General features: G+C 67.8%; 24 protein-coding genes and 2 tRNA genes. 18 read left to right on the top strand and 8 right to left on the bottom strand.

Going from position 1 to position 25746, the window contains the following annotated elements:
- The 6 genes from AC07O4_RS24435 to AC07O4_RS24410 all read left to right on the top strand — a co-directional run bounded on the left by AC07O4_RS24435 (position 1) and on the right by AC07O4_RS24410 (position 6396).
- Entirely contained in the window at positions 1-993 is a 993-nt protein-coding gene (locus AC07O4_RS24435) for a 2-hydroxyacid dehydrogenase (RefSeq protein WP_495305886.1), read from the top strand.
- 42 nt (positions 994-1035) lie between these two features.
- A complete protein-coding gene (locus AC07O4_RS24430) occupies positions 1036-2406 on the top strand; it encodes a DNA recombination protein RmuC (RefSeq protein WP_495305957.1) in 1371 nt (456 codons plus the stop codon).
- Positions 2403-3566, top strand: a complete 1164-nt coding sequence (locus AC07O4_RS24425; RefSeq protein ID WP_159277573.1) for an MFS transporter — start codon at positions 2403-2405, stop codon at positions 3564-3566. The genes AC07O4_RS24430 and AC07O4_RS24425 overlap by 4 nt, the downstream gene beginning before the upstream one ends.
- A 109-nt stretch (positions 3567-3675) precedes the next feature.
- A complete protein-coding gene (locus AC07O4_RS24420; protein WP_495305885.1) occupies positions 3676-5214 on the top strand; it encodes a DHA2 family efflux MFS transporter permease subunit in 1539 nt (512 codons plus the stop codon).
- 82 nt (positions 5215-5296) lie between these two features.
- Positions 5297-5743 carry a hypothetical protein gene (locus AC07O4_RS24415; RefSeq protein ID WP_495305884.1) on the top strand — a complete coding sequence of 149 codons (447 nt, stop codon included), beginning with the start codon at positions 5297-5299 and terminating at the stop codon, positions 5741-5743.
- A 2-nt stretch (positions 5744-5745) separates the two neighbouring features.
- Positions 5746-6396, top strand: a complete 651-nt coding sequence (locus AC07O4_RS24410) for a TetR/AcrR family transcriptional regulator (protein WP_354347215.1) — start codon at positions 5746-5748, stop codon at positions 6394-6396.
- 9 nt (positions 6397-6405) lie between these two features.
- Here AC07O4_RS24410 and AC07O4_RS24405 read toward each other — a convergent pair whose 3' ends face one another.
- The 3 genes from AC07O4_RS24405 to earP all read right to left on the bottom strand — a co-directional run bounded on the left by AC07O4_RS24405 (position 6406) and on the right by earP (position 9188).
- Complete coding sequence (locus tag AC07O4_RS24405) at positions 6406-7269, bottom strand: LOG family protein (protein WP_070059745.1); 864 nt, start codon at positions 7267-7269, stop codon at positions 6406-6408.
- Positions 7270-7391: 122 nt separating this feature from the next.
- Positions 7392-7946 carry an elongation factor P gene (efp, locus tag AC07O4_RS24400; protein WP_062479082.1) on the bottom strand — a complete coding sequence of 185 codons (555 nt, stop codon included), beginning with the start codon at positions 7944-7946 and terminating at the stop codon, positions 7392-7394.
- 153 nt (positions 7947-8099) lie between these two features.
- Positions 8100-9188, bottom strand: a complete 1089-nt coding sequence (gene earP / locus AC07O4_RS24395) for an elongation factor P maturation arginine rhamnosyltransferase EarP (RefSeq protein ID WP_495305883.1) — start codon at positions 9186-9188, stop codon at positions 8100-8102.
- 116 nt (positions 9189-9304) lie between these two features.
- Between earP and AC07O4_RS24390 the strand changes: the two genes are divergently transcribed.
- A complete protein-coding gene (locus tag AC07O4_RS24390) occupies positions 9305-10753 on the top strand; it encodes a M20/M25/M40 family metallo-hydrolase (protein ID WP_095744620.1) in 1449 nt (482 codons plus the stop codon).
- 64 nt (positions 10754-10817) lie between these two features.
- Here the strand turns inward: AC07O4_RS24390 and ggt are convergent, their stop codons facing one another.
- Positions 10818-12905 (bottom strand): gamma-glutamyltransferase, encoded by a 2088-nt coding sequence (gene ggt, locus AC07O4_RS24385; protein WP_495305882.1) that lies wholly within the window; start codon positions 12903-12905, stop codon positions 10818-10820.
- 151 nt (positions 12906-13056) lie between these two features.
- On the opposite strand from ggt, the gene uvrC reads away from it, so the two are divergent.
- From uvrC to AC07O4_RS24370, 3 genes are read left to right on the top strand one after another with little or no spacing between them, the layout of a single operon-like run.
- The gene (uvrC, locus tag AC07O4_RS24380) at positions 13057-15030 is read left to right on the top strand and encodes an excinuclease ABC subunit UvrC (RefSeq protein ID WP_070059627.1); all 1974 of its coding nucleotides are present in this window, start codon (positions 13057-13059) and stop codon (positions 15028-15030) included.
- A 57-nt stretch (positions 15031-15087) separates the two neighbouring features.
- Positions 15088-15654: a CDP-diacylglycerol--glycerol-3-phosphate 3-phosphatidyltransferase gene (pgsA, locus tag AC07O4_RS24375; RefSeq protein ID WP_062479069.1), complete on the top strand. Its 567-nt coding sequence runs from the start codon at positions 15088-15090 to the stop codon at positions 15652-15654.
- Entirely contained in the window at positions 15651-16538 is an 888-nt protein-coding gene (locus AC07O4_RS24370; RefSeq protein ID WP_095950969.1) for a DMT family transporter, read from the top strand. The genes pgsA and AC07O4_RS24370 overlap by 4 nt, the downstream gene beginning before the upstream one ends.
- 15 nt (positions 16539-16553) lie before the next feature.
- On the opposite strand, the gene AC07O4_RS24365 is transcribed toward AC07O4_RS24370, so the two are convergent.
- Positions 16554-17516, bottom strand: a complete 963-nt coding sequence (locus AC07O4_RS24365) for a LysR substrate-binding domain-containing protein (RefSeq protein ID WP_495305881.1) — start codon at positions 17514-17516, stop codon at positions 16554-16556.
- 70 nt (positions 17517-17586) lie between these two features.
- Between AC07O4_RS24365 and AC07O4_RS24360 the strand changes: the two genes are divergently transcribed.
- The 6 genes from AC07O4_RS24360 (at position 17587) to AC07O4_RS24335 (ending at position 22947) form a co-directional block, all read left to right on the top strand.
- Positions 17587-18498, top strand: coding sequence for an alpha/beta fold hydrolase (locus AC07O4_RS24360; RefSeq protein ID WP_495305880.1), 912 nt, complete (start codon positions 17587-17589; stop codon positions 18496-18498).
- A complete protein-coding gene (locus AC07O4_RS24355) occupies positions 18495-19580 on the top strand; it encodes a tartrate dehydrogenase (RefSeq protein ID WP_062479058.1) in 1086 nt (361 codons plus the stop codon). The genes AC07O4_RS24360 and AC07O4_RS24355 overlap by 4 nt, the downstream gene beginning before the upstream one ends.
- Positions 19581-19789: 209 nt before the next feature.
- Complete coding sequence (locus tag AC07O4_RS24350; RefSeq protein ID WP_007830705.1) at positions 19790-20062, top strand: HU family DNA-binding protein; 273 nt, start codon at positions 19790-19792, stop codon at positions 20060-20062.
- Positions 20063-20091: 29 nt separating this feature from the next.
- Positions 20092-20167 (top strand) — tRNA-Val (locus AC07O4_RS24345).
- A 76-nt stretch (positions 20168-20243) separates the two neighbouring features.
- Positions 20244-22163 carry a SurA N-terminal domain-containing protein gene (locus tag AC07O4_RS24340; RefSeq protein WP_495305879.1) on the top strand — a complete coding sequence of 640 codons (1920 nt, stop codon included), beginning with the start codon at positions 20244-20246 and terminating at the stop codon, positions 22161-22163.
- Positions 22164-22272: 109 nt separating this feature from the next.
- Positions 22273-22947, top strand: coding sequence for a histidine phosphatase family protein (locus tag AC07O4_RS24335; protein ID WP_495305878.1), 675 nt, complete (start codon positions 22273-22275; stop codon positions 22945-22947).
- A 6-nt stretch (positions 22948-22953) separates the two neighbouring features.
- On the opposite strand, the gene AC07O4_RS24330 is transcribed toward AC07O4_RS24335, so the two are convergent.
- Complete coding sequence (locus AC07O4_RS24330) at positions 22954-23286, bottom strand: hypothetical protein (RefSeq protein ID WP_095744681.1); 333 nt, start codon at positions 23284-23286, stop codon at positions 22954-22956.
- Between the two features lie 95 nt (positions 23287-23381).
- Positions 23382-23630 carry a GlsB/YeaQ/YmgE family stress response membrane protein gene (locus AC07O4_RS24325; RefSeq protein WP_062479046.1) on the bottom strand — a complete coding sequence of 83 codons (249 nt, stop codon included), beginning with the start codon at positions 23628-23630 and terminating at the stop codon, positions 23382-23384.
- Positions 23631-23907: 277 nt separating this feature from the next.
- Between AC07O4_RS24325 and AC07O4_RS24320 the strand changes: the two genes are divergently transcribed.
- Positions 23908-23983, top strand: a tRNA-His gene (locus AC07O4_RS24320).
- Between the two features lie 285 nt (positions 23984-24268).
- The gene (locus AC07O4_RS24315) at positions 24269-24616 is read left to right on the top strand and encodes an H-NS histone family protein (RefSeq protein ID WP_056583066.1); all 348 of its coding nucleotides are present in this window, start codon (positions 24269-24271) and stop codon (positions 24614-24616) included.
- A 97-nt stretch (positions 24617-24713) separates the two neighbouring features.
- Here AC07O4_RS24315 and AC07O4_RS24310 read toward each other — a convergent pair whose 3' ends face one another.
- Positions 24714-25700, bottom strand: a complete 987-nt coding sequence (locus tag AC07O4_RS24310; protein ID WP_095744683.1) for an NADPH:quinone oxidoreductase family protein — start codon at positions 25698-25700, stop codon at positions 24714-24716.
- Positions 25701-25746: the final 46 nt, after the last annotated feature.

Here is a 25746-nt window from a genome sequence, read left to right as displayed (position 1 = left end):
ATGAGCAGCAGCAAGCCCAAGATCCTGGTCGCGCGCGCGGTGTTCCCCGAGACCCTCGCGCGCCTGGCGCAGTATTTCGAGGTCGAGTCGAACCAGGCCGACGAGACCTGGAGCAAGGACCAGCTGATCGCGAAGCTGCAGGGCAAGCAGGGCGCCTTCACCACCGGCAGCGAGCGCATCGACGCCGCGGTGCTCGACGCCTGCCCCGAGCTGAAGATCTGCGCCAACATGGCCGTGGGCTACAACAACTTCGACGTCGACGCCATGGCCGCGCGCGGCGTGCTGGGCACCAACGCGCCCGACGTGCTGACCGAGACCACGGCCGACTTCGGCTTCGCACTGCTCATGGCCACAGCGCGCCGCATCACCGAGAGCGAACACTTCCTGCGCGCGGGCAAGTGGGAGAAGTGGAGCTACGACATGTTCGCCGGCTCCGACATCCACGGCTCGACGCTCGGCATCATCGGCATGGGCCGCATCGGGCAGGGCATTGCCCGGCGCGGCGCGCACGGCTTCGGCATGAACGTGATCTATCACAACCGTTCGCGCCTCGACGCCGCGCTCGAAGCCGAATGCAAGGCCCGCTACGTCGGCAAGGAAGAGCTGCTCAAGACCGCCGACCACGTCGTGCTGGTCGTGCCGTACTCGCCGGCCTCGCACCACACCATCGGCGCGGCCGAGATCGCGCTCATGAAGCCGACCGCCACGCTGGTCAACATCGCGCGCGGCGGCATCGTCGACGACGCGGCGCTGGCCGTGGCGCTGCGCGAAAAGCGCATCGCCGCCGCCGGCCTCGACGTGTTCGAGGGCGAGCCCAAGGTCCACCCCGACCTGCTCACCGTGCCCAACGTGGTGCTCACGCCGCACATCGCCAGCGCCACCGTGCCCACGCGCCGCGCCATGGCCGACCTGGCGGCCGACAACCTCATCGCCTGGGGCACCGGCAAGGGGCCTCTGACGCCGGTCACGCCGGTGCCAGCGGCCACGAAGTAACCCGAAACCTGACCGCGAGCGCGACACGCCCCCACCTTGGAACTGACGGATCTGATTCTTCTCGCACTGGCCGCATTCGCCGTGGTGCAGCTGGTGCTGGTCATCTGGCTGTTGGCCCGCCGGCCACCCCCACCTGACCACAGCGAAATGCTGGGCGTGCTCGCCGCCATGGGCCGCGCCAACGAACGCACCGAGCGCGAGCTGCGCCACGAGATCGGCGAAAGCTCGCGCGGTGCACGCCAGGAAACCGCGCAGGCCTTCGCCACCTTCCAGCAGTCGCTGGTGCAGCAGGGCGCCGAGGCCACGCGCACGCAGAACGCGCAGCTCGACGCCTTCGCGCTGCAGCTCGCGTCGCTGCAGAAGACATTGGCCGACACGCTGAACACCCAGCTGCAGGGCCTGAGCGAATCGAATGCGCGCCGCCTTTCCGAGGTGCGCACGACCATGGAAACCCAGCTGGCCCAGCTGCAGCAGAGCAACGCCGCCAAGCTCGACGAGATGCGCAAGACCGTCGACGAAAAACTGCAGAGCACGCTCGAGGCGCGCCTGGGCGAAAGCTTCAAGCAGGTGGCCGACCGGCTCGAGCAGGTGCACAAGGGCCTGGGCGAGATGCAGACGCTGGCCGTCGGCGTGGGCAGCCTGCAGCGCGTGCTGACCAACGTGAAGACGCGCGGTGTGTTCGGCGAGGTGCAGCTCGAGGCGTTGCTCGAGCAGGTGCTCACGCCCGAGCAGTACGCGCGCCAGGTCGAGACCAAGCCGCGCAGCGGCCAGCGCGTCGACTTCGCGATCCGCTTTCCGGGGCGTGGCGACGACGGCGCGCCGGTGTGGCTGCCGATCGACGCCAAGTTTCCGCGCGACGACTACGAACGCCTCATCGACGCCCACGAGCGCGCCGATGCGGCCGGTGCCGAGGCCGCGGCCAAGGCGCTCGAGACGCGCATCCGCGTCGAGGCCAAATCGATCGCCGAGAACTACCTTGCGGCGCCGCACACCACCGACTTCGCGATCCTGTTCCTGCCGGTCGAAAGCCTCTACGCCGAGGTGCTGCGCCGCCCCGGCCTGATGGACGCCATCCAGCGTCAGCACCGCGTGACGCTGGCCGGCCCGACCACCTTGCTCGCCATGCTCAACAGCCTGCACATGGGCTTTCGCACGCTGGCGCTGGAGCGCCAGGCCTCCGAGGTCTGGAAGGTGCTGGGCGCGGTCAAGACCGAGTTCGAGCGCTACGGCGAGTGGGTCGCGCGCATCAAGGAGCAGGTGGCCAAGGCCTCCGACACCATCGACAAGGCCGACACGCGCGCCAAGCAGATGCGCCTGGCGCTGCGCAAGGTCGAGGCCTTGCCCGAGGCGCAGTCGCAGGCGCTGCTGCCGCCCACGGCCGACACTGACAGCGAGGCCGACGACACCCCGTGAAAGGTTCTGAACTGCTGCGCGTCATCGTGGCGCAGGTCTGTTTGCACGCCACGATGGCGGGCATGCGACTGGCCACCCCGCTGCTCGCGCTGCAGCAAGGCTACAGCGCAGCGGCCGTCGGCCTGCTGATCGCGCTGTTCGCGCTGACCCAGGTGTTTCTGGCGCTGCCGGCCGGGCGCTTCGCCGACCGGCACGGGCTCAAGCGACCGCTGTGGTTGTCGGTGATCGCGGCCTCGGGCGGGGCAGGGCTGGCGCTGGTTTTTCCGGTGTTCCCCGTCATGTGCATCGCCGCGCTGCTGACCGGTGGCGCCACCGGCGCGACCGTCATCGCGCTGCAGCGGCACGTGGGGCGCTCGGCCACCGACCCGACGCAGCTCAAGCGCGTGTTCAGCTGGCTGGCCATCGCGCCGGCGGCGGCGAACTTCGTCGGGCCCTTCCTGGCCGGGATGCTGATCGACCACGCCGGCCGCGCGCCGGCCGACCTGCTGGCCTTTCGCATCTGCTTCGCCGTGATGGCCTTTTTGCCGCTGCTGTGCTGGCTGCTGGCGCGCGGCGCGCACGAGCCGCCGCGGGTGGCGCCGGTGCCGGGCGCCGCGCCCACGCGCGCCTGGGACCTGCTGCGCGAGCCGATGTTCCGCCGCCTGCTGTTTGTGAACTGGCTGCAGTCGTCGAGCTGGGACGTGCACGCCTTCGTGCTGCCGGTGCTGGGCCACGACCGGGGCATCAGCGCCTCGGTGATCGGCTCCATCCTCGGCGCCTTCGCGATCGCCGCGGCGGTCATCCGCATCGTGTTGCCGCTGATCGCGTCGCGTGCGTCGGAGCGCAGCGTGATCCTGAGCTCGACCGTCGTCACTGCGGCCGTGTTCGCCATCTACCCGCTGCTGAATTCACCGTGGACCATGGGCATCTGCTCCGTGGTGCTGGGCTTCGCACTCGGCGCGGTGCAGCCAATGGTGATGAGCATGCTGCACCAGATCACGCCGCATGCGCGGCATGGCGAGGCGTTGGGGCTGCGGCTGATGACCATCAACGCATCGAGCGTCGCGATGCCGATGCTGTTCGGCTCGCTCGGTGCGCTGATCGGCATTGCCGGCGTGTTCTGGGTGGTGGGCGGCGTGCTGGCGCTGGGCGCCAAGGCAACCTGGGGATTGAAGCTGTGACGGCGGTTTGAATCCCACGTTGCAAATGACAGTAATTCTCATTTGATTGACAAAATACTGACTCAAAGTCAGTATCGACGCCTTCTTTCTTCCTGACCCGAAGGCGTCCATGGACTCCCATTCCCCGTCGGCCGCGGCCGACCCGCGCCGCCGCCTGGCCCTGGTGGCGGCGGTCTATCTCGGCAGCTTCATCGCCACGCTCGACGTGAGCATCGTCAACGTGGCGCTGCCCACGCTGCAGCGCGCGCTCGCCACCGACCTGGCCGGGCTGCAGTGGGTGATCGACATCTACGCGCTGTGCCTGTCGGCCTTCATGCTGTCGGCCGGCCCGATCGGCGACCGCTACGGCCGCAAGCGCGCCTGGCTGGCCGGCGTGGTGGTCTTCACCGTGGGCTCGGCGATGTGCGCGATGGCGTCGGGGCTGCCGATGCTGCTGGCGGGCCGCGCGGTGCAGGGCGTGGCCGGTGCGCTGATGATCCCGGGCGCGCTGTCGCTGCTGGCGCATGCCTTTCCCGAGCCGGCCAGCCGCGCGCGGGTGATCGGCGGCTGGTCGTCGTTCACGGCGCTGTCGCTGATCCTCGGGCCGATGCTCGGCGGGCTGCTGGTGGACCACGCGGGCTGGCAGAGCATCTTCCTCATCAACCTGCCGATCGGCGTGCTGACCGTGGCGCTGGGCATGTGGGGCCTGCGCGAGTCCTCGCACCCCGAGCATGCGGCGCTCGACCCGGCGGGGCAGGTGCTCAGCGTGCTCTGGCTGGGCGCGTTGACCTACGGGCTGATCGCTGCGGGCGAACACGGCTGGGGCTCGCGCCACGCGGTGATCGCGCTCGTCGCGGCGGGTGTCGGGCTGGCGCTGTTCCTGGCCGTGGAGGCGCGCGTGGAGCGGCCGCTGCTGCCGCTCGCGCTGTTCCGCGACGCGCGCTTTTCGGTCACCAACTTCGCCTCGTTCGTGCTGGGCTTCTCGACCTACGCCAGCCTGTTCTTCTTCTCGCTGTTCCTGCAGCAGGTGCAGGGCTGGTCGGCCAGCGAGACGGGTTGGCGGCTGGTGCCGCAGTTCGTGGCGACGGGCCTCGTGGCCTCGCAGTTCGGCCGGCTGGCGCGCCGCTTCGAGGTGCACACGCTGATGGTCGCGGGCTACGGACTGATCGGCGTGGCGATGCTGCTGCTGACGCTGTTCTCGGCCGACACGCCGTACCTGCCGCTGGCGCTGCTCTTCGTGGCGCTGGGTGCGGGCGCGGGCCTGGCCGTGCCGGCCACGAGCACGGCGGTGATGGCCTCGGTGCCCGCGCAGCGCTCGGGCATGGCCTCGGCCACCATGAACGCGCTGCGCCAGGGCGGCATGCTGATCGGCATCGCGCTGCTCGGCACGCTGATGCGCACGCGCGCCACCGCGCTGATGGCCGATTCGCTCGCGCGTGCCGGCGTGCCCGATGCACCGCAGGCGGCCGTGGCGGCGGTGTCCCGCCACGACCTCGGCGCGCTGGCCGCGCTCGACCCCGGCATGGCGCAGCGGCTCCTGAGCGATGCGCTCGCGGGCGGCTTCCATGCCGCGATGGCCTGTGCCGGCGTGGCCGGCCTGGTGGCGGCGGGGCTGCTGCTGCGTGTCAGGCCGCGTGCCGCCGCGCTCGCCGCCCCCACGCGTGCCTGAGCCGTTCGCCATGCCCGCCGTCCGCATTCCCTTCCTGCGCCGCAGTGCCCGGCGCCTTCCGGTTGTCTACAAGGAGTCTTTCATGATCCGTCACGAACTCAGTCAATGGCCGCTGGTCATCAGCGTGTCCGCAGGCCTGCAGACGCTGGAAAGCCTGCAGGCCTTCACCGAGGACTGGAACCGCTGGCTCGACCGCGGCGAGCCCTTTGTCTCGCTGCGCGTGTTTGCGGACGCCGACGCGCTGGTGCATCCCGAGGGCAGCGCCCAAAGCGCCAGGCAGTGGCTGCAGGCGCGCGGCGCCGACATCCGCCGCCATATGATGGGCATGGCGAGCGTGGTGCCCGCCGACCAGTTCGAGAAGATCAGCAAGATGAACGTCGAAAAACTCTTCGGCATTCCCGCCAGCACCTTCGCCCGCACCGACGAGGCCCTGGCCTGGCTGCGCGAGCGCGTGCTGGCCCCGCGCGGGCTGCGTCTCGATGCTGCGGCGGTGCACGCCGCCATCGACACGGCACGCGCCGGTACCTGAGCATGACAAGCAGCAGCCCCGACGACGCCCCCGCCACCGCCGCGCGCCGCCGCACCAAGGCGCCGCAGACCCGCGCCGTCGCGCTGATGGACGCCGCCGAGCAGCTGTTCATCGCCAAGGGCATCCCCGCCACCAGCATCGACGACATCGCGGCCGGTGCGCAGGTGGCCAAGGGCACCTTCTACCTGTACTTTCCGTCGAAGGAGGCGCTGCTCGGCGCGCTGCAGCAGCGCTTCGTCGACACCTTCTGTGCGCGCCTGCAGGAGGCGATGGACCGCCACGCGCCGGGCAAGTACCGCGCGCGGCTCAAGGCCTGGGTGGAAGCGGGGCTGGAGACCTACCTGGACAACGTCGCGCTGCACGACGTGGTGTTCCACGAGTACCGGCCCGAGGACCGGCGCATGCGCAACGACAACGTCGTCATCACGCAGCTGGTCACCCTGCTGAAGCAGGGCGACGCCGCGGGCGTGTGGGAGGTCGAGGACGCGACGCTGACGGCCGTGATCCTCTTCAATGCGCTGCACGGCGTGGCCGACGATGCCGTGGCCATGGGGCCGCACGCGAACCCCGTGGCCGACCGCCGCCGCCGCGCCCGCGCGCTCACGCGCTTCTTCGAGCAGGCCCTGCGGCCCGACGACAGCGACGACGCCTGACCGGGGCGGTCAGAGTTTGTAGAAACGCTTGATGGCGTCCCACGCGTCTTCGGGCGCGTCGACGTATTCGAAGAGCTTCACGTCGCCAGGCGAGATCACGCCTTCGTCGACCAGGAAGTCGAAGTCGATCAGCTTCTTCCAGTAGTCCGAGCCGAAGAGCACGATCGGCACCGGCTTCGACTTCTTGGTCTGCACCAGCGTGATCACCTCGAACAGCTCGTCGAGCGTGCCGAAGCCGCCCGGGAACGCCACCAGCGCTTTCGCACGCATCATGAAATGCATCTTGCGGATCGCGAAGTAGTGGAACTTGAAGCTCAGCGCCGGCGTGACGTAGGGGTTGGCTTCTTCTTCCATCGGCAGCGCGATCGCCAGGCCGACCGAGAGGCCGCCGGCTTCGTGCGCGCCGCGGTTGGCCGCCTGCATGATGCCCGGGCCGCCGCCGGTGCACACGAAGAGCTTGTCCTGCGGCTCCTTCTTCTCGCTGTACTGCGCGACCAGCTTGCCGAAGGTGCGCGCCTTCTCGTAGTAGTGCGAGTTGCGCGAGAGCCGGCGCCAGCGCTCGGCCAGGGCCGTGTCGCCGGCCGCCTCGGCCTGCGCGACCAGCGCGGCGGCCTCGTCTTCGCTGCGGAAACGCGCGCTGCCGAAGACCACCACCGTGTTCTCGATGCCGTGGGCGCGCTGCTCCAGGTCGGGCTTCATCAGCTCGAGCTGCATGCGGATGCCGCGCGTTTCGCGGCGCAGCAGGAACTCGGGGTCGGCGAAGGCCAGGCGCGAGGGATCGGGGTCGAGGGGCAGGCCCCGGTCGGAATGGGACTGCAGCGTGGCCCAGGCATCGGCCAGGCGCTTGTCGTGAATGTTGTGCGTGTTGTTCATGAAACGGTCGTCGAACGGAATTGGCTTGGCATTGTGCGCCGATGCAACCCGCGTGCCCGCCAACGAAAAAGGCTCCTTGCGGAGCCTTCGTCGTGGTGGTGGTCAGCCGGGTGCAGACGCGCTCAGACGCGCTTGCGGTATTCGCCGGTGCGGGTGTCGATTTCGATCTTGTCGCCTTGCGACACGAACAGCGGCACGCCGACTTCGAAGCCGGTGGCGATCTTGGCGGGCTTCATGACCTTGCCCGAGGTGTCGCCCTTGACGGCCGGCTCGGTCCAGGTGATTTCGCGCTCGACGCTGGTCGGCAGTTCGACCGAGATGGCCTTGCCGTCGTAGAACACCACTTCGACGGCCATGCCGTCTTCGAGGTAGTTCAGGGCGTCGCCCATGTTCTCGGCTTCGACTTCGTACTGGTTGTACTCGGCGTCCATGCAGACGTACATCGGGTCGGCGAAGTAGGAGTAGGTGCACTCCTTCTTGTCCAGCACGATCTGGTCGATCTTGTCGTCGGCCTTGAAGACCACTTCGGTGTTGAAGTTGGCGATCAGGCTCTTCATCTTCATGCGCACGGTGGCGCTGTTGCGGCCGCCGCGGCTGTATTCGGTCTTGAGGACGACCATCGGGTCCTTGCCGTGCATGATGACGTTGCCGGCGCGGATTTCTTGAGCGATTTTCATATCAGGTTCTCTGGATGTTGGCCGCTCGGTGCGCGGGGCCCTCGGCGCTGCATGCCGTCGTATCTGGCCCCGCCGTACATGTCCCGCGGCAGGTTTGGCGAAAGGCGTCCCCGACCGTGGCGGCCAGGGCTGAATTCCGCAAAGCCCGCTATTTTAGCTTTTTCCGGCGACCAGCTGCCGCAACTGGGCCAGCAGATCGTCCTGCGCGAGCAGCCTGTCGCGCGCCGCACGGGCGGTTTCGCGCCAGGCCTCCAGCGGGCCGGGCGCGGGCAGGGGCGCGCCGCCGAAGCCGTTCCAGGCGTGGTGAAAAAGCCGCAGCCCCGGCGGGGCGCCGAGCCAGTCGAGCCAGGCGTTGAGCTTGACGTGGTGCGCGTCGTCGTCCTGCGGGTAGATCTGCCAGACCAGCGGCGCGCCGGCCCAGAGGGCGCGCACCAGCGAGTCTTCGCCGCGCACGAAGTTGAGATCGCAGGCCCACAGCAGGTGGTCGAAATCCGCCTGGCTGAGGTAGGGGAGGTATGAAATTGATAGCGAACCCCGGCCGCCCGGCGGGCGATCGGGCGTGTCGGTGTTCGCAAGGCAGGCCTGCACCGCATGCGCGGCCCGGCCCGCGGTGACGAGCAGCCGCGTGGGCACCGGGTCGGCGGCCAGCTGGGCGAGCAGTGCGGCCAGCGCGGGCGGCTCATAACAGAAGAGCGACACCAGGCGCTCGCCTTCCTGCCAGGGAATCTGCTGCGCCTCCAGCCAGCGCGCCCGGTCGAAGCGCGCCTGGCGCGCCATCAGGTCGGGCTCGCGCAGCAGGCCGCCGGTCGCGGGCGTGAAGCCGGGGTAGAAGAAACGTTTCGTCAGCCCGGCGCCCGGGCCCTTGAACACGGGCGAGGGCAGCCGGTGGAGTTTCTCGACATAGGGCTCGGCCGACAGGTACTCGAGGTTGATCCAGGCCTGCGCAGGGCCCGGGGCCTGCGCGAAACGCGCGATGAGTTCCGGCTCCGGGTCGCAGCCGAAGGCCTCGACCAACACGTCAGGCACCGAATCGGCAACGGCGCGTCGCACGGCTTCGGCGTCGGACCAGTCGATCACCTGCACGCCGTCGCAACCGGCCGGTGCCATCCAGTGCAGTGCCGTCGGGTCGTCGACCCACAACCGCGCGCGTTCACCCGCCGCCGCCAGCTGGCTGGCCAGGCGCCAGCAGACACCCAGGTCGCCGTGGTTGTCGATGACCTTGCAGAAGATGTCCCATTGCATGCGCGTGCCCATGGCCGCGAGTGTGCCTGTCTTCGCGGTCGCTCAGGCGCGGGCGAAAACGTGGCCCGCTTGCTATGCTGCCCCTCGCCACAACAACCATCGGAGAGAGCCAGACCATGAGGATGCAGACCCGCCGCCGTTCGTCGTTTTCTTCTTCGCCCTTGAGCAGCGCCAAACGCGGCGTGCTCGCGCTCTCGCTGGCCCTGGCCGGCATCGCCGGCGCCCAGGCCCAGACCGCGCCGCTCACCGCGCAGCAGCAGCGCTTTCGCGAGATCTACAAGGAACTGATCGAGATCAACACCACACACTCGGTGGGCGACAACACGGTCGCGGCGCGGGCCATGGAAAAGCGGCTGGTCGACGCGGGCTTCGCGCCCGGCGACATCCAGATCTTCGAGCCCTTCCCGAAGAAGGGGAACCTGGTCCTGCGCTTCAAGGGCGACGGCAGCAAGAAGCCGCTGCTGCTGCTGGCCCACATCGACGTGGTCGAGGCCCGCCGCGAAGACTGGAAGACCGACCCCTTCAAGCTGCAGGAAACCGGCGGCTACTTCACGGCGCGCGGCGCCATCGACGACAAGGCCATGGCCGCGGCGCTGGTCTCCGTGCTGGGGCAGCTCAAGCAGGAAGGCTTCAAGCCCAAGCGCGACATCATCCTGGCGCTCACCGCCGACGAGGAGCGCGGCGACGCGCTGAGTAACGGCGCCTTCTGGCTCATCAACAACAAGCCCGAGCTGCTGCAGGCCGAGTTCGGCATCAACGAGGGCGGCGGCGGCGAGCTGCGCGGCGGCAAGCCGAACCTGCACCGCATGCAGGTGGCCGAGAAGATGTACACCACCTACATGCTCGAGGCGCGCGACGTGGGCGGCCACAGCTCGGTGCCCACCAAGACCAACCCGATCTACGCGCTCTCGGCCGGCCTGGAGCGCCTGGGCAACTACGCCTTCCCGATCAAGCTCGCGGACGTCACCAAGACTTACTTCGCGCGCAGCGCCCCCTTTGCCACCGGCCAGCTGGCCGACGACATGCGCGCCATCGGCAGCGGCAACCCCGACGCCGGCGTGCTCGAGCGCATGACGGCCAACCCGGCCTACAACGCGCAGCTGCGCACCACCTGCGTGGCGACGATGGTGCAGGCCGGCCATGCCGAGAACGCGCTGCCGCAATCGGCCAAGGCCACGGTCAACTGCCGCATCCTGCCGCACGATGACCCTGAAGAAGTCGAGCGCCTGCTGACCCAGGCCGTGGGCAACGACAAGATCGTGGTGCGCAACATGGGCAAGCCGCTGCGCAGCCCGGCCTCGCCGCTCAACGGCGACCTCGTGAAGACGGTCGAGACGCTCACGCAGCAGATGTGGCCCGGCGTGCCCGTGGTGCCCGCCATGAGCACCGGCGCCACCGACAGCCGCTTCCTGCGCAACGCCGGCATCCCGATGTACGGCGTGACCGGCATGTTCCTCGAGCCGGCCGATGCGCGTGCGCACGGGCTGGACGAGCGCATCGAGATCCAGCGTCTGTACGACGGGCGCGAGTTCCTGTACCGGCTGGTGTCGGAAGTCGCGAAGTAAATAGATAGATAAGTGATCAGGCCAAAGGGCCGGCGCGGTGAAGGCTGCGCCGGCCCTTGGCCGTTCAGGGCGTGAAGGTGTCGCCCAGCACGATGCCTTCGCGGCGTGGGTCTGCACCGCCGGTCAGCGCCGGCTTGCCGCCGACGTTCGTGCGGATGATGGTGCTCACGCCGCTGGACTGCGCCCCGAGGTTCACCGTGTGGCCGAGCGCGCGCAGGCCGGCGATCAGCGGGTCGTTGTTGCCCGAGTTGGAGGTGTCGATGGCCGGGTGCTCGCCGCCCACGTTGGTGAGGCTGTAGGTGGCGCCGGGGGGCGTCGGTGGTGGGGTGTTGGTGGCACCGAAGTCGACCAGTGACGTGGCTTGTTGCGCATCGAGTCCCCAGTCGAGCGCGCCAACCAGCGTCTTCACCACGTACTGGATGATCGTGCCGCCGCCTGGCGAGCCGGTGCCCATCACGAATTCGCCCATGCTGCCGTCGGCGTTCTTCTTGAACACCAGCGTCGGCGCCATCGTGCTGCGCGGGCGCTTGCCGGGGGCGACGCGGTTGGCGAACTTCACGTTCGGGGTCACCGAGGTGTCGATCGGGTTGAGTGCGAAGTCGGTCAGCTGGTTGTTCAGCAGGAAGCCCTGCGTCATGTGGAACGAGCCCATGCTGCCTTCCACCGTCGTGGTCATCACGACCACGTTGCCTTGCTTGTCGACGACGGTGAAGTGCGTGGTGCCATGCTCTTCGGTCTTGTCGATGCCCAGCGGCACATCGCCCCGGTCGCCAGCCTTGGCGAGATTCATGCTCTTCGTCAGGCTGATGAGGCTGGCGCGGCCCTGCAGGTAGGACTTGTCGATCAGCATGGCGGGGCTGCCGCCGGGCAGCGGCACGAAGTCGGTGTCCGCCACGTACTTGTCGCGGTCGGCATATGCCAGCCGCTCGGCCTCGCTCACCAGGTGCACGCCCATCACGCTCGGCCTGCCGCCTTCGAGGTCGATGGCGGTCGGCTTGTACAGGCCCAGGTTGAAGGTCTCGAGGATGCCGAGGGTCGCCACCACCGCGATGCCGCCCGAGGACGGCGGCGACATGCTGCAGATGTAGTACTCGCGGTAGGTGCTGCAGACCGGGTCGCGGCGCTTGGCCTTGTAGTTGGCCAGGTCGGCCAGCGTGGTCTTGCCGGGCGTGATGGCCGAGCCGTCGCTGGCCGCCGTGGTGACGCCGATCTTGTCGACGATGCTCTTGGCGATGTCGCCCGTGTAGAAGGCGTTGGCGCCCTGTGTGGCGATGGTGTTCAGCGTCTTGGCGTAGGCCGGGTTCGTGAGCTTGGTGCCCAGCGCCTTCGGCGTGCCGTCGGCGTTGAAGAAATAGGCCGTGGCGTCGGCGTCGCGCTTCAGGCTCGACGCGGAACCCGCGATGGCGGTTGCCATGCGGCCGCCGATCAGGAAGCCGTCGGACGCCAGCGTGATGCCATAGCCGAACAGGTCTTTCCAGGGCAGCTTGCCGTGGTCTTGATAAGCGATGTCGAGCATGCGCACGGCGCCGGGCGTGCCGATGGAGCGGCCGCTCGCTCGGGCGCCGCCGGGCTTGGGGGCGGTCTGGTCGTTCGTGTCATCGATCCAGCGCAGGTAGTTCTCGGTGGCCGCGGCAGGCGCCGTCTCGCGACCGTCATAGGCCTGCACCTTCTTCGTCGCCGCGTCGTAGTGAAGCATGAAGGCGCCGCCGCCCAGCCCGCTCGACTGCGGCTCGACCAGGCCGAGCACCGCCTGCACCGCCACCGCCGCATCGACCGCGCTGCCGCCGGCTTTCAGCACGTCGCAGCCGGCGCGCGTGGCCAGCGGATGGTTCGCGACCACCATGTAGTTCTTGGCGTACACCAGCTTGTGGCCGGGCACGTAGCCCGACGCCGGCTCGGGCGCGGCCGGATCGCCCGGGTCGCCCGAGCCGACGACCACGGAGGTGCCGCTGCTCGGGATCTGGCAGCCGTTGTCGGCGGCGGGCGGGGCTGTGGGCGTGGGCTGGTTGGCCGCGTTGATCGCGGCAATGGCGGCGACCAGTGCGGCGTTGTTCTGCGCGTTGTTGTTGCTGTTGCCGCCGCAGCCGGCCACGGCCAGGGAGAGCGCGAGGGGCGTCAGCGCCCACCACGCGCGCGTGGAGTTTTTCTTCATGAATATTTCCCTTTGCTGTTATTCGAAAGACAAGAAAGACAAAGGGCGCTCCTCGCGCCCGCTCCGATCATCAGCACATTTCGTTCCACGCCGTGTCGGGGTTTCGCCGGGGGCGCCACCGGGCCTCACGCCGCGCGCCACAATAGCCGTCATGTCCGACGTGCATTCCGATCAATTGCTCAGCGAAGTCGCGGCCCTGCCACAGTTGCCGGGCGTCTACCGCTATTTCGACGCGGCCGGCGCCGTGCTGTATGTGGGCAAGGCGCGCAACCTGAAGAAGCGGGTCGCCAACTACTTCCAGAAGAGCCACGGCGGCACCCGCATCGGCCACATGATCTCGAAGATCGTGCGCATGGAGACCACCGTGGTGCGCTCCGAGGCCGAGGCGCTGCTGCTCGAGAACAACCTGATCAAGACGCTCAAGCCGCGCTACAACATCCTGTTTCGCGACGACAAGAGCTATCCCTACCTGAAGATCGCCTCGCACGGGTTTCCGCGGCTGGCCTACTACCGCGGCGCGGTCGACAAGAAGCACCGCTACTTCGGGCCGTACCCGAGCGCGTGGGCGGTGAAGGAGTCGATCCAGCTGCTGCAGAAGGTGTTCCGCCTGCGCACCTGCGAGGACACGGTGTACGCCAACCGCACGCGACCCTGCCTGCTGTACCAGATCAAGCGCTGCAGCGGCCCCTGTGTGGGCCTCATTTCGCCCGAGGCCTACGCGCAGGACGTGGCCAGCGCCGAGGCCTTCCTGCTCGGCGACACGCAGGGCGTGCTCTCCACACTCGAACAGCGCATGACGGCGCACGCCGAGAAGCTCGAGTTCGAGCAGGCGGCCGAGCTGCGCAACCAGATGTCGGCCATCTCGCGCGTGCTGCACCAGCAGTCGATCGAGGTGGTGTCCGACAAGGACGTCGACATCCTCGCGGTCAAGGTGCAGGGCGGCAAGGCCTGCGTCAACCTCGCGATGGTGCGCGGCGGGCGCCACCTGGGCGACCGCGCGTACTTCCCGGTGCACGTGGACGACGCGGCGCAGATCCACCATGGCGAGCTCGACGCCGAAGAAGGTGCCGACCCGGTGGTCGCCGACCCGATCGAGGTCCAGGTGCTCGAGGCCTTCATCGCCCAGCACTACATCGACGTGCCGGTGCCCGCCACGCTGGTGCTGGGCCGGCAGGTGAGCCGGGCGCTCATCGAGGCGATTTCGCAGCAGGCCGGCGCGCGCGTGACGGCCGTGTTCCAGCCGCACGAGCAGCGCCGCCACTGGCTCGAGATGGCAGAGACGAATGCCGGCCTGCAGCTGGCGCGGCTGCTGGCCGAAGAGGGCTCGCAGCAGGCACGCACCCGTGCGCTGGCCGACGCGCTCGAGCTGGCATCGGACGACCTGGAGAACTTCCGCGTCGAGTGTTTCGACATCTCGCACACGGCGGGCGAGGCCACGCAGGCCTCGTGCGTGGTGTTCGCGCACCACACGATGCAGAACCGCGAGTACCGCCGCTACAACATCGAGGGCATCACGCCCGGCGACGACTACGCCGCCATGCGTCAGGTGCTGCACCGCCGCTACGGCAAGCTGGCCGAGGCGATGGCGGCCGAGACGCAGGCGCTGGCCCCGGGCGATGCCGAGAGCGAAGGGGCCGAGGGCGTCGAGGCGCCGCCGCCCCGGACGCCGGCCGCGCGCATGCCCGACCTGGTGCTGGTCGACGGCGGCAAGGGCCAGGTGTCGATGGCGCGCGAGGTGTTCAGCGAGCTGGGCCTGCCGCTGTCGCTGATCGTCGGCGTCGAGAAGGGCGAGGGCCGCAAGGTCGGGCTCGAAGAACTGGTGTTCGCCGACGGCCGCGAGAAGGTCTACCTCGGCAAGGATTCGGCCGCCCTGATGCTCGTGGCCCAGATCCGCGACGAGGCGCACCGCTTCGCCATCACCGGCATGCGCGCCAAGCGCGCCAAGGTGCGCGTGGGCGGCAGCCAGCTCGAAGACATCCCGGGCATCGGGCCGAAGCGGCGCGCGCGCCTGCTGCAGCGTTTCGGCGGCATCCGCGGCGTGGCGGCGGCGAGCGTCGAAGACCTCGCCTCGGTCGAAGGTATTGCCACCGAACTGGCCGAGGAAATCTATCGCGCGCTGCGTTGAAGCCGGGATTGCCCCCGTCCTTCCGGCGCTTCACGCGTGCATGACACAATCGCCCGCATGTTCTGGACCCTACCGACCATCATGACCTGGACGCGCATCGTCGCGATTCCGTTGATCGTCGGCGTTTTCTACCTGCCGATCAGCGAACCGACGCGCAACCTGATCGCCACGGTCATGTTCATCGTGTTCGCCGCCACCGACTGGCTCGACGGCTATCTGGCGCGCAAGCTCAACCAGACCTCTTCCTTCGGCGCCTTCCTCGATCCGGTGGCCGACAAGTTTCTCGTCTGCGCCGCGCTGCTGGTGCTGGTGCATCTGCAGCGCGCCGATGTGTTTGTTGCGCTCATCATCATCGGCCGCGAGATCGCCATCTCGGCGCTGCGCGAATGGATGGCGCGCATCGGCGCCGGCAAGAGCGTGGCGGTCCACATGATCGGCAAGGTCAAGACGACCGTGCAGATGGTCGCGATTCCCTTCCTGCTCTATGACGGGCACCTCTTCAAGGTGATCGACACCGGCCTCTGGGGCCAGTGGCTGATCTGGATCTCGGCGGTGCTCACTGTCTGGTCGATGGTCTATTACCTGCAAAAGGCCATTCCCGAGATCCGGGCCCACTCCAAATGACCGCGGCCGTCTCGGTCCGCAACGCAGGCTGGCTGCGGGCGATGCCGGCGGTCTTCGTGCTGATCTGGAGCACGGGTTTCATCGTTGCGCGCTATGGCATGCCCTACGCGCCACCCCTCAAGTTCCTTGCCGTGCGCTATGCGCTGTCGCTCGCCTGCTTCGGCGTGTGGGTCGTGCTCGCACGCGTGGCGTGGCCGGCGAAGCGATCGCAATGGGGGCACCTGGCGGTCACGGGCGTGCTGATGCAGGCCGGCTACCTGGGCGGCGTCTGGGCGGCCGTGCATGCGGGCATGGGCGCGGGGCTGGTGGCGCTGCTGGTCGGCATCCAGCCGGTGCTCACGGCGGTCTGGCTTTCTTTCAACGGTGGGCGCATTTCGGGACGGCAGTGGACTGGGCTGGCCCTGGGTTTCGCCGGGCTGGTCTTGGTGGTGTCGCGCAAGCTGGGGCAGGGCACCGAGGTCAACGCGCTGACGATGGGGCTGGCCGTGATGGCGCTGCTGTCGATCACGGCGGGCACGCTGTACCAGAAGCGCTTCGTCGCGCCTTGCGACGTGCGCAGCGCCAGCGCGGTGCAGATGGCCGCTGCGCTGCTCGTGACCCTGCCTTTCGCCGCGCTCGAGGCGCAGGCCATCGAATGGAACACGCATTCGATCGGCGCCATGGCCTGGTCGGTGCTGGCGCTGTCGCTGGGCGGCAGCTCGCTGCTCTATATGTTGATCCAGCGCGGCACGGCCACCGCCGTCACCAGCCTGCTGTACCTCGTGCCGCCGTGCACGGCGCTGATGGCTTGGCTGCTGTTCGCCGAACCGATCACCTGGACCACGGTGCTGGGCATCGGGCTGACGGCCGTCGGCGTGAGCCTCGTGGTGCGCGCGGAGCGCTGACGGCGCTTTCTTCTTTCAGCGCCCGCCCGGCTTGGCCGGCTTCCAGGGCTCCGAACGGAACTGCTCGATGAGGTGATCGACCAGCAGGCGCACGCGGCGCGGCGTCTTCGGCCGCCACGGCGCGACCCAGTGGATGTCGGCGTCGGGCATGCCGTACTGCGGCAGCACGCGCACCAGCTCGCCGCTTGCGAGCTGCGGTGCGATGTCCCAGAGGCTGCGCAGCATGACACCGTGGCCCGCGAGGCACCAGTCGCGCACCATCTCACCTGAATTGCTCGTGAGCGGACCTTGCACCCGCACGCGCGCCGTGCTGCCGTCGCGCGCGTGGCGCAGCGTCCAGAGCGCGAACTGGCGCGATTGGGCGGCGTCGCCGTTCTCGCGCGCGATCAGGCAGTCGTGCGTGGCCAGCGCTTCCACCGCGGCCGGCGTGCCGCGGCGCGCCAGGTAGTCGGGCGAGGCGGCCAGCACGCGCTGGTTGCGCGCGATGCGGCGCGTGGTCCAGTCGGCGGCGCGGTGCTGCTGCACCGCCCACAGCCAGACCGCACCGTCGTAGCCTTCGGCGCCGAGGTCGGGCAGTTGCTCGGTCAGCAGCAGCTCGACCTGCAGGCCGGGGTGCTGCGCCTGGAAGTCCGCCAGCGCCGGGCCGAGCCAGCAGCGGCCGAAGCCGAAGGTGGCCGCGAGGCGGACCGTGCCGATCAGTGCGTTCTGCCGCTCGCCGAGTTCGCTTTCGAGCGCCGCGAAGCCTTCGAGCAGCGTGCGCGCATGCAGGCACACGGCCTCGCCCTCGGCCGTGACGCTGAGCCGCCGCGTCGTGCGGTCGAATAGCCGCTGCCCGAGCCGGGCCTCCAGCGCGCCGAGCCGCTTGGTGATGACCGAGGGCACCACGTCGAGCGTGGCGGCCGCGCCGGCCAGGCTGCCCTGGTCGCGGATGGCCAGCACCAGTTCGAGATCGCCGCGTTCCATCGCGTGGGGATTCATGCCAAAGAGGAAAGTATGAATTGGCTGATTGTTGCTTGATGGTCGCCAGGGTGCAACGCACAATCGTGGCGTGACGGCCTCTTTCCTCGACTTCCCCCGCTTCGACATCGTCCGCGATGGCGTGCACATCCACGGTCGCATCGGCGGGCAGGGCGCACCCTTGCTTCTGTTGCACGGGCACCCGCAGACCCATGCGATCTGGCACCGCGTGGCACCCGCGCTGGCCGAGCGCTTCACGGTGGTGGCCGTGGACCTGCGCGGCTACGGCGACTCGGGCCGCCCGGCGGCCGACGCCGAACACGCGGTCTACAGCAAGCGGGAGATGGCGCGCGACGCGCTGGCCGCCATGCAGCACCATGGCTTCGAACGCTTCGCCGTGCTCGCGCACGATCGCGGCGCGCGCGTGGCGCACCGGCTCGCGGCCGACCATCCCGGCGCCGTCGAGCGCATGCTGCTGCTCGACATCGCGCCGACGCTGGCCATGTACGAACACACCTCCGAAGCGTTTGCCAAGGCCTACTGGCACTGGTTCTTCCTGATCCAGCCGCCGCCGCTGCCCGAGGCGCTGATTGCGTCCGACCCGGTGCGCTACGTGCGCAGCGTGATGGGCGGGCGGCACGCGGGGCTCGCGCCGTTCGCGCCCGAGGTGCTGGCCGAGTACGAACGCTGCATTGCCATCCCGGGCACCGCCGAATCCATCTGCGAGGACTACCGCGCCTCCGTCACCATCGACCTCGTGCACGACCGCGCCGACATCGCCGCCTGCCGCCGCCTCGCGCAGCCGCTGCGCGTGCTGTGGGGCGAGCACGGGGCGGTGGGGCGCGCGTTCGATGTGCTCTCGCTGTGGCGCGAGCGGGCCGACGACGTGTCGGGCCGCGCACTGCCCTGCGGCCACTACATCCCCGAAGAAGCCCCCGAGGCCTTGCTGGCCGAGGCGCTGAATTTTTTTGTTTCCCCCGAACACCCAGGAGCCCATCCATGAGCACCCACAGAATCGCAGTCATCGCCGGCGACGGCATCGGCAAGGAAGTCATGCCCGAGGGGCTGCGCGTGCTCGATGCGGCGGCGCGCAAATTCGGCATCGACCTGAAGTTCGACCACTTCGACTTCTCGAGCTGGGACTATTACGAGAAGCACGGCCAGATGCTGCCCGACAACTGGAAGGACCAGATCGGCGGCCACGACGCCATCTTCTTCGGTGCGGTCGGCTGGCCCGAGAAGATTCCCGACCACGTGTCGCTGTGGGGCTCGCTGCTCATGTTCCGCCGCGAGTTCGACCAGTACATCAACCTGCGTCCCGCGCGCCTGATGCCCGGCATCGTCGCGCCCGTGGTGCGCCGCGACGGCACGCCGCGCGCGCCCGGCGAGATCGACATGTACATCGTGCGCGAGAACACCGAGGGCGAGTACTCGAGCATCGGCGGGCGCATGTACCAGGGCACGCCGCGCGAGATCGTGGTGCAGGAAACCGTGATGTCGCGCGTGGGTGTCGACCGCGTGCTGAAGTTCGCCTTCGAGCTGGCGCAGTCGCGGCCGAAGAAGCACCTGACCAGCGCCACCAAGTCGAACGGCATCTCGATCACCATGCCGTACTGGGACGAGCGCGTGGTGGAAATGGCCAAGGGCTACCCGGGCATCACGCTGGACAAGTTCCACATCGACATCCTCACGGCGCACTTCGTGCAGCGGCCCGACTTCTTCGACGTGGTGGTGGCGAGCAACCTGTTCGGCGACATCCTGTCCGACCTCGGCCCCGCCTGCACCGGCACCATCGGCATCGCGCCCAGCGCCAACCTCAACCCCGAGCGCACCACGCCTTCGCTGTTCGAGCCGGTGCACGGCTCGGCGCCGGACATCGCCGGGCAGGGCATCGCCAACCCGATCGGGCAGATCTGGTGCGGCGCGATGATGCTGGAGTTTCTCGGCCACAAGGACGCGCACGACGCGATCCTGGCGACCATCGAGAAGGTGCTCGCGCCCCAAAGCGGCGCACCGCGCACGCCGGACATCGGCGGTCGGGCGGGCACGGCCGACCTCGGAAAGGCAATTGCCGAGGCCCTTTGAAAAGTACGTCGCGAAACGCCCCTAAAATCGCGCGCTCCGCTGGGCTGCAGTGCGTTGTGTCTTATTGACACCCCGCAGACCAGTGGTTGTAATCCTCGCTGGCAGTGCGCTGCCGAGGCGTCAGGCCTGCCATGTTCTTGAGTCGCTCCCGTCGCGGCCAGGTCGCAGCTGACGAAAGCCGACCAACTTTTTTTCGACAAGGGGCCCTTGTGAACAAGACCGAACTGATTGAGCACATCGCAAAGAACGCCGATATTTCCAAAGCCGCAGCGACCCGTGCGCTCGAATCCACCATTGGCGCCATTCGTACCACGCTCAAGAAGGGCGGTTCCGTGTCGCTCGTCGGTTTCGGCACTTTCGCAGTCGGCAAACGCGCAGCCCGCACCGGCCGGAATCCCCGCACCGGCGACGCGATTAAAATCAAGGCAGCCAAGATCCCGAAGTTCCGTCCCGGCAAGGCGCTCAAAGACGCGCTGAACTGAGGCTGTAGACTCGGAGAGTATTCCAGGTGGGGTGCTTAGCTCAGTTGGTAGAGCGGCGCCCTTACAAGGCGTAGGTCGGGGGTTCGAGCCCCTCAGCACCCACCACCACCCGATGCAAAGGCGAACACCGGTTCGCCTTTTTTATTGCCGTCCGGCGCCCGTCGAAAAAGAGTGTTCAAGCATGTTTGATACCTTCCGCAAGTACAACAAAGTCGTGATGATTTTCTTGTTCTTGCTGATCATTCCCTCGTTCGTCTTCTTTGGTGTCGAGCGCTACCAGGGCATGGGCGGCGACGAGAAGGTGGCCCGCATCCAGGGCCATGACATCACCAAGCCCGAGTGGGACCAGCAGCACCGCGTCGAGACCGACCGCATCCGCCAGCAGTCGCCCAACGTCGATCCGACGCTGCTCGACTCCGATGCGCTGCGCTACGCCACGCTGGAACGCATGGTGCGCGACCGCGTGCTGGCGGCCGCGGCGGTCAAGACCAACATGTCGGTGTCCGAAGACCGCCTTACGCGCATGTTCGCGCAGGACGCCGGCCTGGCCGCGTTCCGCACGGCCGACGGCAAGTTCGACCGCGAAGCCTTCCTGCGCGCCACCGGCCGCACGCCCGAGCAGTACGAAGCGTCGGTGCGCGCCGACATGGCCTCGCAGCAGGTGCTGCTGGGCGTGACCGGCACGAGCTTCGCACCGGCGGCGCTGACCGCGGCCACGGTGAATGCCTTCTACGACCGCCGTGAAATCCAGGTCGCGCGCTTCGCGCCCGAAAGCTTCGCGTCGAAGGTCACGGTGAGCGACGCCGACATCGAGGCCTACTACAAGGACCACACGTCGCAGTTCCAGGCGCCGGAGCAGGCCAGCATCGAGTACCTCGTGCTCGACCTCGAAGCCGCGAAGAAGAACATCGTCGCGAACGAAGCCGACCTCAAGACCTACTACGAACAGAACACCGCGCGCTTCGGCACCAAGGAAGAGCGCCGCGCGAGCCACATCCTGATCACGGCGCCGGCCAGCATGTCCAGCGGCGACCGCGCCAAGGCGAAGGCCAAGGCCGAGCAGTTGCTGGCCGACGTGAAGAAGGCACCGGCCACCTTCGCCGACGTGGCACGCAAGAACTCGCAGGACCCCGGCTCGGCCGAGAAGGGCGGCGACCTCGACTTCGTCACGCGCGGCGCGATGGTCAAGCCTTTCGAAGACGCGATGTTCGCGCTCAAGAAGGGCGACATCAGCGACCTCGTCGAGACCGAGTTCGGCTATCACATCATCCAGCTGACCGACATCAAGCCGGCCGTGGTGCCGCCTTTCGAGAAGGTGCGCGCGACCATCGAGAACGACGTGCGCGCCCAACAAGCCACGCAGGAATTCGCGAAGGCTGCGGAAATTTTCACGGACACCGTCTATCAGCAACCCGAGAGCCTGAAGCCGGCCGCCGAGAAGCTGAAGCTCACGATCCAGACTGCCACCAACGTGCCGCGCACGCCCGCGCCGGGCGCCACCGGCCCGCTCGCCAGCCGCAACTTCCTGCAGGCGCTGTATGCCTCCGACTCGCTCGACCGCAAGCAGAACACCGAAGCCATCGAAGTCGGTCCGAACCAGCTCGCATCGGGCCGCGTGACGCAGTACACGGCCGCGCATCCGATTCCGCTGGCCGAGGTGAAGGACAAGATCCGCGCACAGCTCATTACCGAGCGCGCCGCAGCACTGGCCAAGACCGAGGGCGAAGCCAAGCTCGCCGCCTGGAAGGTGAAGGCCGACGGCGCTACTTTCGGCGCGCCGGTCACGGTGTCGCGCATCGATGCGCAGTCGCAACCGACGCCGGTGATCGACGCCGCACTGCGTGCCGACGGCGCCAAGCTGCCCGCGCTGCTCGGCGTGGACCTCGGCACGCAAGGCTACGCAGTGGTCCGCGTGACCAAGGTCGTGCCTCGCACGCCGCCGACGGCCGAACAGGCACAGCAGGAAAGCATGCAGATCGCCCAGTCGGTGACTGCCGCCGAAGCCGCTGCCTACTACGAGCTGCTGAAGCAACGCTTCAAGGTGGAGATCCTCGTGCCGAAGCCGGCCGACACGCTGCCGACTGCTGCCGCGGCGCGCTGAGACAGACGGGCAACTGCTGCTCGCCACAAGCCCGGGTTCGACGACCCGGGCTTTTTTTTGGTCGCACGAGGGACAAGCGCGTGTCGCGCTTCTTGCCAGAATCCGGCGCATGGGAACCCTTTACCTCGTGCGCCACGGGCAGGCCAGTTTCGGTGCTGCCGACTATGACAACCTGAGCGAACTCGGACACCGGCAGTCCGTGCGCCTGGGTGAATACTGGCGCGAGCGCGGCATGCGTTTCGATGCCGTCATCACCGGCACGCTGAAGCGCCACAAGCAGACCTGGGAGGGCATCGCGCAGGGGCTCGGGCTGTCGCGTGACGACGTGCTCCCATGGCCGGGACTCAACGAGTACGACAGCGAAGCCGTCATTGCCACGGTGCACCAGGGCAAGCTCGAGAAGCCCGATTCGCCCGAGATGTACCGCCATCATTTCCGTCTGCTGCGCGATGGGCTCGGCGCGTGGATGCAGGGGCGCACGGCGCCGGTCGGCATGCCGAGCTACGTCGACTTCCTGGCCGGCGTGACCACGGCGCTCGACCATGTGCGCGAGCGGCACCACGGCACGAAGGTGCTGGTCGTGTCGAGTGGCGGGCCGATCAGCACCGCGGTCGGCCACGTGCTGGGCACGAGCGCCGAGACGACCATCGAACTCAACCTGCGCATCCGCAACAGCTCGGTGACCGAGTTCGCCTTCACGCCGAAGCGGCACATGCTCGTGACCTACAACACCTTGCCGCACCTCGACGGCCCGGCGTACGAGGACTGGGTCACCTACTCCTGAACCGCGTCAGGCCTGCCAGACGCCGTAGCCGGCGCGGCGCAGGGCGATGCCCAGGTCGACCTCCATCAGCCGCGCATCGTCGTACGGCATCGGGTTGTAGCGTTCGTAGAGCGCGGGCAGCAGCCGCAGGCCGAATTCCTGCACGAAGCGGTTGGCCTGGATGCCGGCCTTGTGCTTGTCGAAACGGATGTCGGGGTCCAGGCCGGTCATGCCGACATAGACGAAGGGCTTGCCGAGCTGGTAGTCGGGGTTGGCGCGCCGGAAGCGGCCGTTGTTCCAGACGCGGTCGTCGAGTTCGACCACATAGACGTGGTGACGGGCGCGTGGTTTGCGGGGCATCGACGGGAAGGCCTCGCGAGGCTGGCTGAAGAAGTGTGGGGCCCAGGCAGCCGGAAGAACCGCCGGCCGCATTGCGCGGCACGGCGTCAGGGGCATCAGCTCTTGCGCTTGATGAGGCCGTAGAGAATCAGCAGCACGATCGCGCCCAGCACGGAGGCGATGAAGCCGGCGCCCTGGCCGGCGGTGTACCAGCCCATCGCCTGGCCGAGGTAGGTCACGCCCAGCGAGCCTGCAATGCCGATCAGCGTGGTCACGATGAAGCCGGCGGAATCGTTGCCCGGCTTGACGGCCCGCGCCACGAGACCCACTACGAACCCGATCAGGATAGTCCAGACGATGCTCATGAAGAAGTTCCTTTGATGAAGTGAAGTGGCGAAAGCCGGGCCCGGTCGGGCCGCTCGCATTCATGATAGCGGAGCCATTCGCGCGTCGGCGTCGGCCTGCCACATCGAACGGGTGACTGCGAAGTTATGCCCATGGGGCAGGGCGCATGTGTGGTGGCAGGCCATCGCGGACGGTCTCTGAAGGCGCTGGGCTGCATGTCGGTGTGGCATTTCGGCGTCTTTGGTGATCGCGGAAGCGAAAGCTGCGATTTTTAACGCTACAATCAGAGGCTCTACGGTGGCTGTAGCTCAGTTGGTAGAGTCCCAGATTGTGATTCTGGTCGTCGTGGGTTCGAGTCCCATCAGCCACCCCAAAAAATTCAGTCCCAGCGCTATTTCTCAATAGCACCCAAGGGATTCCAACGCCGGGCTTGCCCGGCGTTGTCATTTCTGGCTTCGCCGTCGCTTCAAGCGCCAGGTTGCACGCCGCATTCTTTCCCCGCTACCCGCGATTTTGAAAGTACCCAAAATGGTGCGCATGTGTTGCGGGTTGTTGCATTCCGCCAATGCGCCTGCATTTTTCTGCTGAAAAGGCGCTTGTGGCAAAAGTGGTTTGAATTAGAATTCAGCCGTTTTCAATTCACAACAGGAGTCCAACAATGGCTTCGTCACTCGCCGATATCAATTCCCAGATCCAGAAGCACGACGAGCAGATTGCGCAATTGCGCAAGCAGGCCGAAGACCTGCGCAACCAGGAACGGGCCGGCGTGATCGAAGAAGTGCGCAGGAAGATTGCGGAATACGGTTTGACCGCTTCCGATCTGAAGCTGGGTGGTGGTCGCGCCGCCGCAACCAAGCGCAGCGCAGGTCCTGCAGCCGCCAAGGCCGCCGCCAAATACCGCGGCCCGACGGGCGAAACCTGGTCCGGCGGCCGTGGCCGCAAGCCGCGCTGGGTCACGGAAGCCCTGGCAGCCGGCAAGTCGCTCTCCGATTACGAGATCAAGTGATTGCCTGCAGAATCAGTTGGACATTCGCCCAATAAAAAAGCCCGCTTCGGCGGGCTTTTTTATTGGATGGCGCGCACGGCGATGCGCGCTCGTCCGATCAGTTCACCATCACCAGTTTTCCCTTGACGCCGCGCGATCCCATGTGCGCATAGGCGGCCTTCAATTCGGCCATCGGCATCGTGCTGTCGATCACCGGCTTGATTTTTCCCTGGCCGTACCACTGGGCCAATTCGGCCATCATCTGCGCATTGGCCTTGGGTTCGCGCTTGGCGAAATCGCCCCAGAACACGCCCACCAGCGACGCGCCTTTGAGCAGCGTGAGATTCAATGGCAGCGACGGGATCGGGCCCGATGCAAAACCGACTACCAAATAGCGACCGCGCCAGCCAATCGAGCGGAATGCGGGTTCTGCGAAATCGCCGCCCACGGGGTCGTAAATCACATCCGGGCCTTTGCCATCGGTCGCGGCTTTGATGGCGTCGCGGAAACCATTGGGCAGTGCGTGCGTCGTGTAATTGATCGTCGCGTCGGCGCCGATCGAGCGGCACAGTTCGCACTTTTCGTCGGTCGATGCCGCGGCGATCACCTTGGCGCCCGCCGCCTTGGCGATCTGGATGGCCGCGGTGCCCACACCGCCGGCCGCGCCGAGCACCAGCACGGTTTCGCCGGCCTTGAGCTGCGCGCGGTCCATCAGTGCGTGCCACGAGGTGGCGTAGATCATGATGAAAGCGGCTGCGTCGACATGGCCGAAACCTTCGGGCAGCGGCATGCACAGCGCGGCGGGTGCCAGCGTGTGGGTGCCGAAGCCGCCGGTGCCCGACAGGCACGCCACGTTCTGGCCGACCTTGAGGTGCGTCACGCCTTCGCCCACCGCCTGGATCACGCCCGCATATTCCGATCCGGGAACGAAGGGCAGCGGCGGCTTCATCTGGTACTTGTTCTGCACGATCAGCAGGTCGGGGAAATTCAGGCTGGCGGCCTTGATCTCGATCAGCACCTGGCCCGGGCCCGGCGTGGGGGTGGGCAGTTCTTTCCAGGTCAGCGCGTCGACGCCGGTGGGGTTTTCGCAAAGCCATGCGTGCATGCTCGGGGTCTCCTTCGAATGAGTCGTGTGGGCAATGAATTCGGGG

It is taken from the genome of Variovorax sp. GW821-FHT09D04 (assembly GCF_059416405.1).
This window is presented reverse-complemented; position numbering and strand designations above follow the sequence as displayed.

Excerpts from the sequence above, each read along its gene's own strand:
- AC07O4_RS24405 (WP_070059745.1), bottom strand. The coding sequence starts at position 7,269 with ATGAACAACACGCACAACATTCACGACAAGCGCCTGGCCGATGCCTGG.
- ggt (WP_495305882.1), bottom strand. The coding sequence starts at position 12,905 with ATGAAGAAAAACTCCACGCGCGCGTGGTGGGCGCTGACGCCCCTCGCG.
- AC07O4_RS24410 (WP_354347215.1), top strand. The coding sequence starts at position 5,746 with ATGACAAGCAGCAGCCCCGACGACGCCCCCGCCACCGCCGCGCGCCGC.
- AC07O4_RS24315 (WP_056583066.1), top strand. The coding sequence starts at position 24,269 with ATGGCTTCGTCACTCGCCGATATCAATTCCCAGATCCAGAAGCACGAC.
- pgsA (WP_062479069.1), top strand. The coding sequence starts at position 15,088 with ATGTTCTGGACCCTACCGACCATCATGACCTGGACGCGCATCGTCGCG.
- uvrC (WP_070059627.1), top strand. The coding sequence starts at position 13,057 with ATGTCCGACGTGCATTCCGATCAATTGCTCAGCGAAGTCGCGGCCCTG.
- AC07O4_RS24390 (WP_095744620.1), top strand. The coding sequence starts at position 9,305 with ATGAGGATGCAGACCCGCCGCCGTTCGTCGTTTTCTTCTTCGCCCTTG.
- earP (WP_495305883.1), bottom strand. The coding sequence starts at position 9,188 with ATGCAATGGGACATCTTCTGCAAGGTCATCGACAACCACGGCGACCTG.
- AC07O4_RS24370 (WP_095950969.1), top strand. The coding sequence starts at position 15,651 with ATGACCGCGGCCGTCTCGGTCCGCAACGCAGGCTGGCTGCGGGCGATG.
- AC07O4_RS24325 (WP_062479046.1), bottom strand. The coding sequence starts at position 23,630 with ATGAGCATCGTCTGGACTATCCTGATCGGGTTCGTAGTGGGTCTCGTG.
- AC07O4_RS24365 (WP_495305881.1), bottom strand. The coding sequence starts at position 17,516 with ATGAATCCCCACGCGATGGAACGCGGCGATCTCGAACTGGTGCTGGCC.
- efp (WP_062479082.1), bottom strand. The coding sequence starts at position 7,946 with ATGAAAATCGCTCAAGAAATCCGCGCCGGCAACGTCATCATGCACGGC.
- AC07O4_RS24420 (WP_495305885.1), top strand. The coding sequence starts at position 3,676 with ATGGACTCCCATTCCCCGTCGGCCGCGGCCGACCCGCGCCGCCGCCTG.
- AC07O4_RS24335 (WP_495305878.1), top strand. The coding sequence starts at position 22,273 with ATGGGAACCCTTTACCTCGTGCGCCACGGGCAGGCCAGTTTCGGTGCT.
- AC07O4_RS24355 (WP_062479058.1), top strand. The coding sequence starts at position 18,495 with ATGAGCACCCACAGAATCGCAGTCATCGCCGGCGACGGCATCGGCAAG.
- AC07O4_RS24415 (WP_495305884.1), top strand. The coding sequence starts at position 5,297 with ATGATCCGTCACGAACTCAGTCAATGGCCGCTGGTCATCAGCGTGTCC.
- AC07O4_RS24340 (WP_495305879.1), top strand. The coding sequence starts at position 20,244 with ATGTTTGATACCTTCCGCAAGTACAACAAAGTCGTGATGATTTTCTTG.
- AC07O4_RS24310 (WP_095744683.1), bottom strand. The coding sequence starts at position 25,700 with ATGCACGCATGGCTTTGCGAAAACCCCACCGGCGTCGACGCGCTGACC.
- AC07O4_RS24330 (WP_095744681.1), bottom strand. The coding sequence starts at position 23,286 with ATGCCCCGCAAACCACGCGCCCGTCACCACGTCTATGTGGTCGAACTC.
- AC07O4_RS24435 (WP_495305886.1), top strand. The coding sequence starts at position 1 with ATGAGCAGCAGCAAGCCCAAGATCCTGGTCGCGCGCGCGGTGTTCCCC.